The sequence below is a fragment of the Micromonospora lupini str. Lupac 08 genome, from assembly GCF_000297395.2.
Taxonomy (GTDB): Bacteria; Actinomycetota; Actinomycetes; order Mycobacteriales; family Micromonosporaceae; genus Micromonospora; species Micromonospora lupini.
The window spans coordinates 2,996,347-3,009,034 of sequence record NZ_HF570108.1 but is presented as its reverse complement, the minus strand read 5'-3'; the positions used below and the strand labels follow the sequence as shown (position 1 = coordinate 3,009,034).

13 protein-coding genes are annotated in these 12,688 nt (G+C 73.2%); 2 read left to right on the top strand and 11 right to left on the bottom strand.

What is annotated here, in order from left to right:
- Positions 1–44: 44 nt before the first annotated feature.
- Entirely contained in the window at positions 45–470 is a 426-nt protein-coding gene (locus MILUP08_RS14880; RefSeq protein ID WP_007459019.1) for a DUF6069 family protein, read from the bottom strand.
- Positions 471–625: 155 nt separating this feature from the next.
- Here MILUP08_RS14880 and MILUP08_RS14875 point away from each other — a divergent pair, with 155 nt between their 5' ends.
- Both MILUP08_RS14875 and pdxR read left to right on the top strand, forming a co-directional pair.
- Entirely contained in the window at positions 626–1,120 is a 495-nt protein-coding gene (locus tag MILUP08_RS14875) for a MarR family winged helix-turn-helix transcriptional regulator (RefSeq protein WP_007459017.1), read from the top strand.
- Between the two features lie 113 nt (positions 1,121–1,233).
- Positions 1,234–2,745 carry a MocR-like pyridoxine biosynthesis transcription factor PdxR gene (pdxR, locus tag MILUP08_RS14870; protein WP_007459015.1) on the top strand — a complete coding sequence of 504 codons (1,512 nt, stop codon included), beginning with the start codon at positions 1,234–1,236 and terminating at the stop codon, positions 2,743–2,745.
- On the opposite strand, the gene MILUP08_RS14865 is transcribed toward pdxR, so the two are convergent.
- From MILUP08_RS14865 to MILUP08_RS14820, 10 genes are read right to left on the bottom strand one after another with little or no spacing between them, the layout of a single operon-like run.
- The gene (locus MILUP08_RS14865) at positions 2,690–4,150 is read right to left on the bottom strand and encodes a UbiD family decarboxylase (RefSeq protein ID WP_007459014.1); all 1,461 of its coding nucleotides are present in this window, start codon (positions 4,148–4,150) and stop codon (positions 2,690–2,692) included. The genes pdxR and MILUP08_RS14865 overlap by 56 nt on opposite strands.
- Complete coding sequence (locus MILUP08_RS14860; protein WP_007459012.1) at positions 4,150–4,515, bottom strand: chorismate mutase; 366 nt, start codon at positions 4,513–4,515, stop codon at positions 4,150–4,152. Before MILUP08_RS14860 ends, MILUP08_RS14865 begins: the two co-directional genes overlap by 1 nt.
- Positions 4,512–4,859 (bottom strand): cupin domain-containing protein, encoded by a 348-nt coding sequence (locus tag MILUP08_RS14855; RefSeq protein WP_007459010.1) that lies wholly within the window; start codon positions 4,857–4,859, stop codon positions 4,512–4,514. Before MILUP08_RS14855 ends, MILUP08_RS14860 begins: the two co-directional genes overlap by 4 nt.
- Positions 4,849–5,553, bottom strand: a complete 705-nt coding sequence (locus tag MILUP08_RS14850; RefSeq protein ID WP_007459009.1) for a flavodoxin family protein — start codon at positions 5,551–5,553, stop codon at positions 4,849–4,851. The genes MILUP08_RS14855 and MILUP08_RS14850 overlap by 11 nt, the downstream gene beginning before the upstream one ends.
- A gap of 55 nt (positions 5,554–5,608) precedes the next feature.
- Positions 5,609–6,913 carry a TrpB-like pyridoxal phosphate-dependent enzyme gene (locus MILUP08_RS14845; protein ID WP_007459008.1) on the bottom strand — a complete coding sequence of 435 codons (1,305 nt, stop codon included), beginning with the start codon at positions 6,911–6,913 and terminating at the stop codon, positions 5,609–5,611.
- A gap of 26 nt (positions 6,914–6,939) precedes the next feature.
- Entirely contained in the window at positions 6,940–8,160 is a 1,221-nt protein-coding gene (locus MILUP08_RS14840; RefSeq protein WP_007459007.1) for an MFS transporter, read from the bottom strand.
- A complete protein-coding gene (locus tag MILUP08_RS14835) occupies positions 8,160–9,386 on the bottom strand; it encodes an ATP-grasp domain-containing protein (RefSeq protein WP_007459006.1) in 1,227 nt (408 codons plus the stop codon). Before MILUP08_RS14835 ends, MILUP08_RS14840 begins: the two co-directional genes overlap by 1 nt.
- Positions 9,383–10,162, bottom strand: a complete 780-nt coding sequence (locus tag MILUP08_RS14830) for a B3/B4 domain-containing protein (RefSeq protein WP_007459005.1) — start codon at positions 10,160–10,162, stop codon at positions 9,383–9,385. The genes MILUP08_RS14835 and MILUP08_RS14830 overlap by 4 nt, the downstream gene beginning before the upstream one ends.
- Positions 10,159–11,448, bottom strand: a complete 1,290-nt coding sequence (locus MILUP08_RS14825; RefSeq protein ID WP_007459004.1) for an MFS transporter — start codon at positions 11,446–11,448, stop codon at positions 10,159–10,161. Before MILUP08_RS14825 ends, MILUP08_RS14830 begins: the two co-directional genes overlap by 4 nt.
- Entirely contained in the window at positions 11,448–12,686 is a 1,239-nt protein-coding gene (locus MILUP08_RS14820; RefSeq protein ID WP_237747076.1) for an amidohydrolase family protein, read from the bottom strand. Before MILUP08_RS14820 ends, MILUP08_RS14825 begins: the two co-directional genes overlap by 1 nt.
- Positions 12,687–12,688: the final 2 nt, after the last annotated feature.

The window sequence follows — 12,688 nt, the reverse complement described above, 5'->3', positions numbered from 1 at the left end:
CAGGTCAGAGGCATGAACCTCGACCTGCGGCAGACCGCTCGTCGTCAGGCGCGCCGTGCACCAGCCCGGCGGAAGCCCAGGATCACGACCGCACCGACCGCCAGGTGCATCAGCACGAGGGCGACCCTGGTGCCGGCCGAGGCGTCGACGAGGGATGCCGGCACGAGCGACAGCACGAGCACGGCGACGGCGATCGCGGTCCAGATCGTCGTGGCGTGCGCCGAGAGGCGCTCGAGCACCGCGAGCAGGCCCCAGCCGAGGAGGGCGGCGAGCGCGGACGTCACGATCACGGCGAGCACCGTGACGTCCTGCGGGCCGGCGCCCTGATCGACGGTGAGCGACGCGCCGGCGACGGTGGCGATCAGCCACACGACCACGGCGGCGAGCACGGCGACCGCGAGGGCGATGGACCGGTTGCGCAGGCGCGGGGTGTTGTCGACGGCGCGGGGGGCGGAGGCTTCCGTGGACATGAGGTGACTCCTCTGTGGAGGGGCGGGGTTGTCGAGATCGAACCGTAGCAGAAGGTTCCGATATTTACTATCTCGTTCTTAACTTCCCGTCAGGCGCGGAGAGATGCTCCGCTCTGAGATAGTTCGGGTCACGAACTAGTTGCTAGGCTGCCGCCATGACGACCGGCACCTCCGGGCCCGATGGCGCGGCGCCCGACCTGATGTTCCTGATGTCCTGGGCCACTCACGCGCTGGCTCAGGAACACGCCGCCGCCCTCTCCGGCCTGGGTATCTCGACGCGGGCCTACTGCGTGCTCGATCGCGGCTGCACCGGCGAGTTCACCCAGAGCCAGCTCGGCGACATGTGCGGCATCGACAAGACGACGATGGTCGTCACACTCGACGAGCTCGAACGTGCCGGCCTGGTCGAACGCCGCACGTCGACAACCGACCGACGTGCCCGCATCGTCACCGTCACGCCCGACGGCGAGCGGCTGGTCGCCGATGCGCGGCGGATCGTCGCGCGGCTGCAGGGCGACATCCTCGACACGGTTCCGTCGCGCGACCGGCGGATCTTCCTGGACGTGCTCGGTCGACTCGTCGACGGCCGGCTGTCGACGTTCGTGCAGACCGACCGTCCCGTCCGCCGACGGTCCTCCCGGGCAGCCTGAGCACCGCTGCACCGGCCGGCCGGAAACCGGCGGTGGTCGGTCGTGGATCGGCTCTCGGCCGGCGATGGCGCGACTAGACTCGCAGGCGGCGTCGAGCGGGGGAGCATGTCCAGGTGAGTTCGGACCAGCTCCTCGTCACGCTGGACCGCGACAGTTCGGTTCCCCTGCAGCAGCAGCTCTGCGACCAGATCAGCGGGTCCGTGCGGGCCGGCCGACTGCGCCCCGGCGACGCGGTGCCGCCCAGCCGCGAGCTGGCGCACCAGCTCGGGGTCTCCCGGACGGTGGTGACCCGGGCGTACGAGCTGCTGCGGGCCAACGGGGTGCTCACCTCGCGGCGGGGTTCCGGCACGCGGGTCAGCGCCGCCCTCACCGAGGCGCCGGCACCGACCCCGCGCGCCGCCCGCGCGCACCTGCGGCCCGAACCCCCGCTGCCCACCGACGCCGGCAGTCCGCTGTGGAAGCCGTGGGAGCCGGCGCCGATGCACCGGCCGGACGGGACGTACGACTTCCGGCACGGCACCCCGGCGCTGGCCAGCTTCCCGGTGGCCCGGTGGCGGCAGTCGCTCGCCGACGCGGTGAGCCGGGCCGACGCGGTGGCCCTGGGCTACGGGCCGGCCGAGGGCGCGGTGTCGTTGCGTGCCCAGATCACCGCCCTGCTGCGGCGCAGTCGTGCGCTGGACGCCACCCGCGAGAACACGGTGGTGACCAGCGGCGCCACCCAGGCCATGGACATCCTGGTCCGGCTGCTCGTCGGCCCCGACGACGTGGTGATCATCGAGGACCCGAGCCACACCGTACTGCGGCAGATCTTCGGCTACTCGCGGGCCGCCGTGGTGCCGGTCGGTGTCGACGAGGAGGGTCTGCGGGTCGACGAGATCGAGTGCCGGGTCCGCGCGCACGGCCTCGACCCGGCCCGCGTACGTCTGGTCTACGTCACCCCGTCGCACCAGTTCCCGACCGGGTTCATCATGTCCGAGAGGCGGCGGCGAGCGCTGCTGCGCTGGGCCCGCGAGCACGGGGCCACGGTGCTGGAGGACGACTACCACAACGAGTTCACGTTCGCGCAGGAACGGTTGCCGTCGCTGGCCGCCGACCCGCAGGACGCGGACGTCGTCTACGTCGGCAGCTTCAGCAAGACCCTCTTCCCCTCGCTGCGCATCGGGTACGCGGTGTTGCCGCCACACCTCGTCCGGTCGTTCCTGGGCGTCAAGTGGATCACCGACCGGCTGACCCCGACGCTGACCCAGGAGGCGCTTGCCGAGTTCATCTCCTCCGGCGCGTACGCCCGGCACATCGGCCGGATGGACCGCCTCTACCGGCAGCGGCGCGCCCGACTGCTGGAGGCGCTGTACGAGCACTTCGGCGCGGGGGTGCGGATCTCCGGCACGGCCGCCGGGCTGCACGTGCTGGTGACCCTGAGCGGCGCGCCCGACGTCGGCGAGGCCGAGATCGTGCGCGCCGCCGCCGCGCGGGGCGTCCGGGTCTACCCGGCGTCGGGCTACTTCGTCACCCGCCCGCCGAGCGAGCCGACGTTCCTGATCGGGTACGCGGCCCTGCCCGCCGCCCGGATCACCGAGGGAGTGGCGCTGCTGGCCGCCGCGGTGCGGGACGTGACGGCTCGGTGAAGCGGGGCCGGTGGAACCGGGCGCGCTGGGCGTACGGGACGGTGCAGTCGAAGACCGCCTTCGCCGTGCGCCCGTCGGCCGACAGCGACGGTGAGTAGCCGGTGTGCTGGCTGGGGTCGAGCGGGAAGCCCTCCCGGTCCGGCAGCACCAGCAGGTCCTGGTCGGCCTGGAAGCGGGTGACCATCGCCCACCACAGGTCCTGGTCGGACTCGATGTCGACGTCCTCGCCCACGCACAGCACCAGCTTGGCCATCCGGAACTGCTCCAGCACCGCCTCGGCGGCGGCGCGTACCGCGAGGTCGTCCTCCGGGCCGCGCTTGGCCGGCCACTGGAGCACCACCATGAGTTGGCCGCCGCCGGCGGTGTGGCAGTGCGCCGCCAGGGCCGGTGTCCCCCGGCGGCGCAGCAGGTCCAGCACCGCGGCCTCCATCCCGAAGCCGAGCAGCACCGACTGCTCGTGTCCGGGCCCGGAGACGGCCTGCAGGATCGGGCGTTCCCGGGCGGTGATCGCGGTGATGCGGATCAGCGGCAACGAGGGATGCGCCCGACCCTGGTAGCCGAGGAACTCCGGCGTGGCGACCGTGCCGTGTGCGCTCTCCGGCGCCCGGTCGGCCCGCAACTCGCCCTCGATGACGTACTCGGCGTGCGCGATGAACTCGGCGTCCACCGTGGCGCAGGGCAGCAGCTCGACCGGCTGACCGGCGAGCGCGCCGGCCACCGCCAGCTCGTCGAGCTCGGGCGGGACCAACGAGGTCGGGCAGCAGGAGGACAGCAGCACCGCCGGGCTCAGGCCGAGGTGGATCGCGACAGGCAACGGACGCCCGCGGCGCAGGGCGGCCTGGTACGCGAGCTCCAGGTCCCGGCCGGGCACCATCCAGATGGTCAACGAGTCGGGCCCCTGCACGCACATCCGGTGCACGGACAGGTTACGGACGCCGGTGTCCGGGTCGGTGGCGAGCACCGCGCCGAGCGTCAGGTAGGGGCCGGCGTCCTCGTCGGTGAGCACCGGCACCGGCAGCGCGGTCAGATCCACCGGCAACGTCTCGCGCGGCCAGCGGGACGCGTCGGGGGCGGGCACCGGCGGACGGGGGGCGGCAACCGCGTCGAGCAGCCGGTGCGGCAGCTCGGCAGGCGTGCAGCCGAGCAGGCCGGCGGCACGTCGGCGCGTGCCGTAGAGGCCCATCAGCACCGCCCGGGTCGGGCCGTGGTCGGGGCGTACCCGGTCGAAGAGCACCGCCGGGCCGGCGCCGGTGGGCGGAGCGGCGGGCGCACCGGCCCAGCGGGCGTAGTGGGCGGAGACGCCGTAGCGGGCGGGCAGCTCCGTCGCGACGCGGACCAGCTCGCCCGGTAGCGGGTCGAGGCTGGCCAGGGCGTGCCGCAGGTCGACGGGCGGGCGGTGGCTCATCACTTCTCCGCCAGTGACGCGGCGGCGCGGCGGGCCGCCAGCATCTCGAGCTGCATCCGGGTCAGCTCGTCGATGAGCGCACGGTAGGTGCCGACCGCCACCTCGGGCGGCATGCCCTGCCGGGACGCCAGGTCGTGCACCCGGCCGAGCACCTGCCGTGCCCGCTCGGGCGACCGGACCGTCGCCTCGTCGGTCTTGTGCGCGGTCAGCTCCTGCACCACCCGGGTGCGCTCGGCCAGCAGAGCGACGATCTGCTGGTCGAGCGCGTCGATGGCGACCCGCAGCTCGGCGATCCGGGCCGGGCCGTCGACACCGCCGGCCGGCGTGGAGCCGGCCGGCGGCGCGATCCGGTGCTCGTCGCTCACGGCTGCGGGACCTCGTCGACCACGAACACGACAGTGGGCTCGGCGTCGCTGCCCTGGGACCGGTGCTCCTCGTCGTCGGGGATGACGAAGCCCATGCCGGGGCGGCACGGCACCGACCGGTCCCGGAAGTGGATGGTGAACTCGCCCTGCAGGACGTAGCCGGTGTGGCCGCGCAGGCACCAGTGGTGCTCGTCGAAGCCCGGCGGCAGCTCCAGCAGGCGGAGACGCTGACCCCCGACGTACGAGATCTTGACGCGTCCCTCGGCGCCCGGCTTGTCCCACCTCTCCCACTCGGTGGCCGGGAAGTCGATGCCGACCGGGGCGGCGACCTGCTCAGTGGACATTCTCGATATCTCCTCTGGTGTGGGCGGTTTCGGCGCGGCGGGGCCGCGGAACGCGTTCGTTGCGGTCGCGGCGCGGGAGGACCGGACCACCGTCGACCCGCTGGTGCTGCTTGAGCAGCTGCACCATGTCGAGCATCCGGTGCACCATCCGCTCCAGCGCGTCGACGCCCTCGACGTCGGTCAGGCCGGGAGCGCCGGTGGTGTTGCGCAGCAGGACGGGGAAGCCGCTGCCCACCAGAATCATCCGGTTGAGCAGCAGGTTGTTGACGATCTGGTTGTGCACCGAGGAGTCGCTGTAGCGGCGCCCGGTGACGATGATGCCGCCGACCTTGTCGGCCAGCGGCCGGGTGAAACGCAGGTAGCCGACGCCCGCCCGCTCGATGAAGACCTGCATGAGGTGGGCGAGGCCGAAGCCGTGCACCGGAGCCGCGTAGATCAGCCCGTCGGCGCTGGCCATCTGCTCCACCAGGGCGGGGACGTCGTCGTCCACCTGGCAGGGCAGGGTACGGCTGTTGCAGTCGCCGCACGGGCTGCACGGCGAGATCCGGTGCTCGCGTAGCGCGATGGTGCGCAGGATCGCGCCTCGTTCGGCGATCAGCTTGCCCGCGTACGCGATGGCGTGGTCGGTGTTGCCACCGGCCCGTTCCGATCCGTTGATGGCGAGGATGGTCGCTGCTTCGCTGTGCAATGGCACCCCCGGTGCTCGTCGCGAGGGGTGGACGCCGCGGCGGCGCCCACCCCCGGCGAGGTCAGTCCGTCAGTTTTCCGGCGAAGTAGTCGATGTAGGCCTGCATGTCGAAGTGGCCGTGCCCGGACAGGGAGAAGACGATCGCCTTCGACTCGCCCGTCTCCCGGCAGCGCAGCGCCTCGTCCACCGCCACCCGGACGGCGTGGGTGGACTCCGGCGCCGGCACGATCCCCTCGCTGCGGGCGAACAGCACGCCCGCCTCGAAGCAGGCGGTCTGCGGCACCGCCCGCGCCTCGATGAGGTCGATGTCCCGCAGCGCGCTGACGATCGGCGCCATGCCGTGGTAGCGCAGCCCACCGGCGTGGATCGCCGGCGGGTGGAAGTCGTGGCCCAGGGTGTGCATCTTGGCCAGCGGCGTGAGCCCGGCGGTGTCGCCGAAGTCGTAGTCGTAGGTGCCCTGGGTCAGCGACGGGCAGGAGGCCGGTTCCGCCGCGATGAACCGCACCGTCGGCCCGCCGCCCAACTGGCGTCGCACGAAGGGCAGGGCCAGCCCGGCGAAGTTGGAGCCACCGCCGGCCGCGCCGACCACGATGTCGGGGTAGTCGTCGGCCATCGCGAGCTGGAGCAGCGCCTCCTGCCCGATGATCGTCTGGTGCATCAGCACCAGGTTGAGCACCGAGCCGAGGGCGTACTTGGCGGCGCCGCCGCTGGACATCGCCGCCTCCACCGCCTCGGAGATGGCCAGGCCGAGACTTCCGGTGGAGTCCGGGTCGGCGGCGAGGGCCGCGCGGCCCGCCTCGGTACGGTCGCTCGGGCTCGCGGTGACCGACGCGCCGAACGTCTCCATCAGCCCTCGCCGGTACGGCTTCTGGTCGTAGCTGATCCGCACCATGAAGACCTCGCAGTCGAGGCCGAAGTACGCGCAGGCCATCGAGAGCGAACTGCCCCACTGGCCGGCGCCGGTCTCGGTGGTCAGCCGCTGCACGCCGTCGAGCTTGCTGTAGTACGCCTGCGGCACGGCGGTGTTCGGCTTGTGGCTGCCGGCCGGGCTGACCCCCTCGTACTTGAAGTAGATCCGGGCCGGCGTGTCCAGGGCCTGCTCCAGGCGACGGGCGCGCACGAGCGGGCTGGGCCGCCACTGCCGGTAGATGTCGAGCACCGGCCCGGGAATGTCCACGTCCCGCTCGGTGGTGAACTCCTGCTCGATCATGCCGGTGGCGAAGAGCGGTTCGAGGTCCGCCGCGGTGATGGGCTCCCGGGTGCCGGGGTGCAGCATCGGGGGCAGTCCCTTGGGCAGGTCGGGAACCACGTTGTACCAGGTCGTCGGGATGTCACTCTCGGGCAGCACGAACTTCGTCGCGGTCATGGCCTCTTCCGATGCGGGGTGGGGTGTCAGGGACTGGCGGTGGCCGGTTCGGCGAGTGCCGGCGCGGGCCGGACGGCCGGTCGGATCCGCAGCACTGCGAACGCGACCATGCCGACCACCGGGGTCAGCAGGAGCAGCAGGAGGACGGGGTGGTGTCCCTGGGTCTGCCAGACGAAGCCGAGACCCATCGGCACGACGAGCCGGGCGGAGCTGAGCACGAAGGCGTTCAGGGCCATGAAGCCGCTGACCCGGTGCTCCGCCACGTGATCGGCGATGTAGGTGGGCACCACCACCGACGCGATGATCTCGCCGAGGGTCCAGACCACTGTGGAGAGCAGCACGGCGGGCAGCGAGAACGCGAACACCAGGACGGCCATCCCGGTCGACCAGAGCAGGCCCGCCACGATCAGCAGGACCCGCGTCGAGTACGCCTTGATCCGCTTCTCGATCAGCAGGCTCGCGCTGACCACGACGACGCTGTTGATGGTGTAGACCGCGCCGACCAGCGCCACCGACGAGTGCAGCACCGTGGTGACCGCGAGGGGCAGCGTGTACTCCAGGCCGATGAGCGGCGCGACGTAGCAGAACGAGACGAGCACCAGCACCGCCACGTCGATGTCGCGCAGTAGCCCGGCCCGCCCGGTGCTCGCGGTCGTCGACGCCGTCGGGGCACGCCTGGTGTCCGCCGGCACGAAGAGCCGGATGGTGACCGCCGCGAGCAGGCCGAGCAGGATGTTCCCGGCGAACATCAGCTGGTAGGAGAAGGCCGCCGCGAACCCGCCGAGCAGCGGGCCGACCCCCATGCCGAGGTTGTTGGCGAGATAGCTGACCGTGTACGCGAAGGGCCGCTCACCGGGCTCGGTCAGGTCGGCGATGAGCGTGTTCGCCGCCGGGGAGAACATCCCCATCCCGACCAGCGCGACGAAGAGCAGCACCGCGTACGTCCAGGTGGGACCGTCGACCAGGGCGAGACCCAGGTAACCGGCCGCGTTGAGCAGCAGGCTCGACACCAGCGCCGCGCGTCGGCCGGCGCGGGCGCAGACCGGGCCGCTGAGCAGGCTGCCGGCGAGCAGGCCGGTGCTGCCGACGGAGATCAGCACGCCCGCCTCGCCGGTGCTGAGGTGCCGGCTCTGCACGAGGTAGACCGCGAGCAGCGGGAAGACGAACATGCCGGCCCGGTTGATGAAGGAGGCGTAGACAAGCATCCGCAGCGGGCGCGGCAGGGCACGGAACCGGGTCAGCCACATCACTGCTGCCCCACCGGCTCGGTACGCACCTCGAAGGAGTCCCGGATGACCTTGAACCGGGCGCGGACGTCGTCGAAGTCCCGGCCCTCGCAGACGTACCAGCCGAGCACGTCGTTGGAGGCGGTCGGCACGGCGAGCACGTCCCCGACGGCCTTCCACACGTCCGCGTCGCGCACCGCGTCCAGCGCCCGCAGCTCGTCGGCAGTGGTGATCGCGGTGATCCGGCCGTACCGGTCGGAGCACAGGTATTCGGTGCCGATCTCCGGGCCGAGGGTGGCCGCCGGCACGTGCTCCGGGTCCAGTTCCAGGCGGCACCACTCCCCCGCCAGGTTGATCCCCCGGCCGGCCTGGATGGCGGGGACGATCGAGCCGCCGCCGGCCCGTGCGGCCGCCTCGCCGAAGACCACCTCGCCGTCGTCGCGGAGGAAGAACTCCACGTGCGCCACGCCGGTACGCATCCCGAAGCCGCGCAGCACGGTGGCGCTGGCGGCCAGGATGCGCCGCTCCGCCGTGGTCAGGTCGTGCTTGCGGGAGACCGTGCCGCCGGGCTCGTCGCGGAACTCCAGGACGGAGTACGTGTAGCGGGAGAGCTGCTCGAAGACGACCTCGCCGTCGCGCAGCAGGGAGTCGACGTGGTACTCGGCGCCCCGGACGTACTCCTCCACCCGGTAGTCGTGCCGGTCGTCGGCGATCAACGGCCACACCCGGGCCAGATCCTCGGCGGAGTCCACCCGGTGGGTGTCGCCGCAGGCCCAGCCGGCGTACGGCTTGATCACCACCGGCCAGCCCACCTCGGCGGCGAACTCGGCGACCGCCCCGACCGTCTCGGGGCGGCACGAGCGGGCCACCGGCACGCCCAGCTCGACGGCCCGGCGGTGCATCACGTTCTTGTCCCGGAAGGTCAGGGCCTCCTCCGGGTCGAGCCCCTGGATGCCGTGGTCGCGGCGGCAGTGCGCGGCGGTCAGCACGTCACCCTCGAAAAGCGGGAAGATGCGCTGCACCGGATGCGCGGCGAGGATCGTCGCGACGACCGAGCGGACGGCCTCGCGGTCGTCGAGGTCGGCGTGGTAGCAGGGCAGGCCGGCGGCCTCGGCGGCCGGCTGCCCGGTCGGCAGCAGCGCCACGGTGGCCACGCCCCGCTCGGCGGCGGCGGCGACCACGCTGCGGAACTGGGCCGCGTACCGGCCGGCCGCCGGCCGGTAGATGACCAGGATCGCGCGGTTCACGAACGGCTCCCACTGTCGCTGCCGACCGGGCCTGCGATGTGCAGGACGGCGCTCGTCGCCGCGCCGTCGAGCACGGCCTCCTGCCGCGTGCCGTCGGACAGGTCGTCGAGGGCGGCGGCGAGCCGGGCCAGCGCGGCCGCGACCTCCGCCCGGCCGCCGGGGTGGGCCGACTCGACGGTGAGCAGCAGCCGGTGCCGGCCGGCCTCGGTGCGGACCAGGTGCCCCTGCCGCCAGTTCCAGCGTCGGGAGTGGGCCCGCCCGTCGGCGTCGGCGTAGACGACCTCGCCCGGTTCGGGTCGCTCCGGCGCCTCCGGCACGCCCAGTGGCAGGAACGTCTCGGTGCCGTCGGCCGGTCGGACGACGAGGTCGGTGATGCCGTCGACCGCGCACGAGGCCACCGGCAGCGCCGCGTCGAGCGAGACGGCGTTGCAGAGGTCGACCAGGGCGTTGATCCGGGGCAGCCGGTCGCCCTTGGCGACCCGCCGGGCGATCGACTCGGCGGCGCAGGGGAACCGGTTCGGGTTCACCCCGACCGTCCGGTACGCCTCCCGCCACGCGGCGATGCCCGGCAACCCGGCCACCCCCGCCTTGTCCAGGCCGGCCGCGTGCAGCGCGTCCTCGGCGGCGGTCAGCAGCGCCGACACGGTGGGCGGCGCCGGGGCGACCTCGACCGCCGACACGGCGAGCACGCCGAGGACGTAGTCCGGCACTGCGGTCAGCACCCGGTCGTCGATGCGGACGGTGAGGGTGTCCGCACCGTCGCTGAGCTGGGTCATCGTGATCCTCGTGAGGTTCGGGTCCGATTGTCGGTCCGACCGTACGCAGCGCCACGACCACCGGGTGTGGCCAATCCGGGGTGATCCGGTGAGGCCAATCCGGCGGTCGCCGGCGGGTCGTCGCGACTGTCGGCGCGGGCCCGCGCGCCGAGCAGCGTGGTGCCCACCGCCAGCACGCAGAGTGCGGCGCCGACCGGCCCGAGCAGGTCGAGGGCGTCCGCGCCGCCGTGGCGCAGCAGCCGGTTGCCGAGGAAGCCGCCGAGGGCGATGCCCACGAACGTGGCCGAGGAGTTGAGGGACAGCAGCAGCGGCCCGGAGGTCGGCGCGACACTGAAGAGCCGGTGCTGCTGGGCCGGCTGCGTGGCCATCGCGGTGACGCCCCAGGCGGCCATGGCCAGCGCGGCCGGCAGCAGCGCCTGGCGGGTCAGCGGCAGCGTGACGAGCACCAGGGCGAGCCCGGTGATCGCGACCACCAGCACCGGCAGGCCACCCCAGCGGTCGGTGGCCCGCCCGCCGAGCACCGTCCCGGCGACCGCCGGCACACCGAAGACCAGCAGCAGCACCGCGAGCAGGGTTCCGTCGCCGTCGGTGGCCGGCGCGAGCAGCGCCCCGACGTACGTCAGAGCGAGGTAGCCGCCGGTCATGAACAGGGCGGTGGTGAGCACCGCCAACCCGACGCGGCTCTGGCGCGCCGGGGCGAGCCGGGCGGCAAGCGACGGCCCGGGCGGCAGCGCCAGCCTCGGCAGGCCGACAAGCACCGCCAGCGCGCAGGCGGCGCCGAGGGCGGCGAGCAGCCAGAAGGTGGCCCGCCACTGGAGGTCGGCGGCGAGCCAGGTGCCGAACGGCACCCCGACCACGGTGGCCGCGGAGAGGCCGCCGAGCACCACCGCCATGGCCCGGCCACGCCGCTCGGGTGGCGCCGAGGCGGCCGCCGACGCGGTGGCGGCGGGGACGTAGAGCGCGGCGCTGACCGCCGTGAGGACCCGGGCCAGCAGCAGCAGCGGCAGGTCGGGCGCGAGCGCGGAGGCGACGTTGCCCACTGTGAACCCGACAAGCGAGATCACCAGCACGGTACGTCGCGGAACCCGGCCGGTCAGCGCGCCGAGCACCGGGGCGGCGAGGGCGTACGCGAGGGCGAAGACGGTGCTCACCCAGCCGGCCGAGGCGACGCTCACCCGTAGCGTGCGGGCCACCTCGGGGAGCACCCCCGCGACGACGAAGGTGTCGGTACCGATGGCGAACGCCCCGACGGCGAGCAGCGGGACGACGGGCACGGAGCGCCGCATCACGCCACCCCCGCCGGCTGCCCGGCGCGGTAGCGGGCGGCGTCCCCGGCGACCACCCGGCCGCCCAGCAGCACCAGCTCGATCGCCTCCGGCCGGCCCAGCACCGTGATGTCCTCGGCGGGGTCGCCGTCGGTGACCACCAGGTCGGCCAGCCGGCCCGGCTGGACCGTGCCCGCGTCGTCGCCGCGCCCGGCCAGTCGCGCGCCGTTGGCCGTGGCCCAGGTCAGCACCACCGGGGCGGGAATACCGGCCATGGTCACGTACGTCTCCAGCTCCTCGGCGTACCGGCCGTGTGGGGTCCACGCGAAGCCGAAGTCGTCGCCGGCCACGATGGGGATGCCCATGTCGACCATCAGCGGCAGGATGCGCAGGGTGTTCTCCACCTCGGCCTGGAACTCGAGCGTCTCCAGGTACTCCGGGGTCTTGCCGTGCCGCGTGCCGGTGGTGAGCAGCCGGTACGGCTGGTGCAGGCTCGGCACCACGAAGATGCCCCGCTCGGCGATCGCCTCCAGGGCCGCGTCGTCGGCGTACGTGGCGTGGTCGATCACGTCGACCCCGGCGGCGATGGCGTTGCGGATGCCGCCCAGCCCGCGCGAGTGGGCCCGGATGCGGACCCCCCGCTCGTGTGCCGCCCGCGCCGCGATCACCAACTCCTCGGCGGTGAACAGCAGCTCGTGGGAGCGCCCGTTGGGGAACGTGTCGTCGCCGGTGGAGAAGACCTTGATGATCTCCGCGCCCTGTTTGACCTCGGTGTCGACGTACTCGATCAGTTCTTCCGGGGTGTCGGCCAGCCGCATCAGGTCGCTCGGGATGCGTTGCTTGACCGCCGGGTTGCGGCGCTCCGGCGGGCCGGACACCATCAGGTCCCGGCTGCACGGGGTGATGCGCGGGCCGGGCAGCGCTCCGGCGTCGATCGCCCGGCGCAGCGCCATGTCGATGCCGGACACGGAGCCGGCGCCGACGAAGGCGGTGTAGCCCAGCCGCAGCATCGCCGCCGCGTTGGCGGCGGCGCCGAGGGTGACCTCCGGGATCGTGTACTTGAAGAGCATCTCCCGGCCGTCGAGCACGTTCAGGTACGCGATGTGGGTGTGGCCGAGCGTCATCCCCGGCATGACGGTCCGGCCGTCGAGGTCCAGGACGTCGGTGCCGGGGTCGTGCAGGGGCGCCTGCGCCTCGGGCAGGACGGCCACGATGCGCTCGCCGTCGAGCAGCACACTGTGGTGCGGTCGGGAGGCCACTC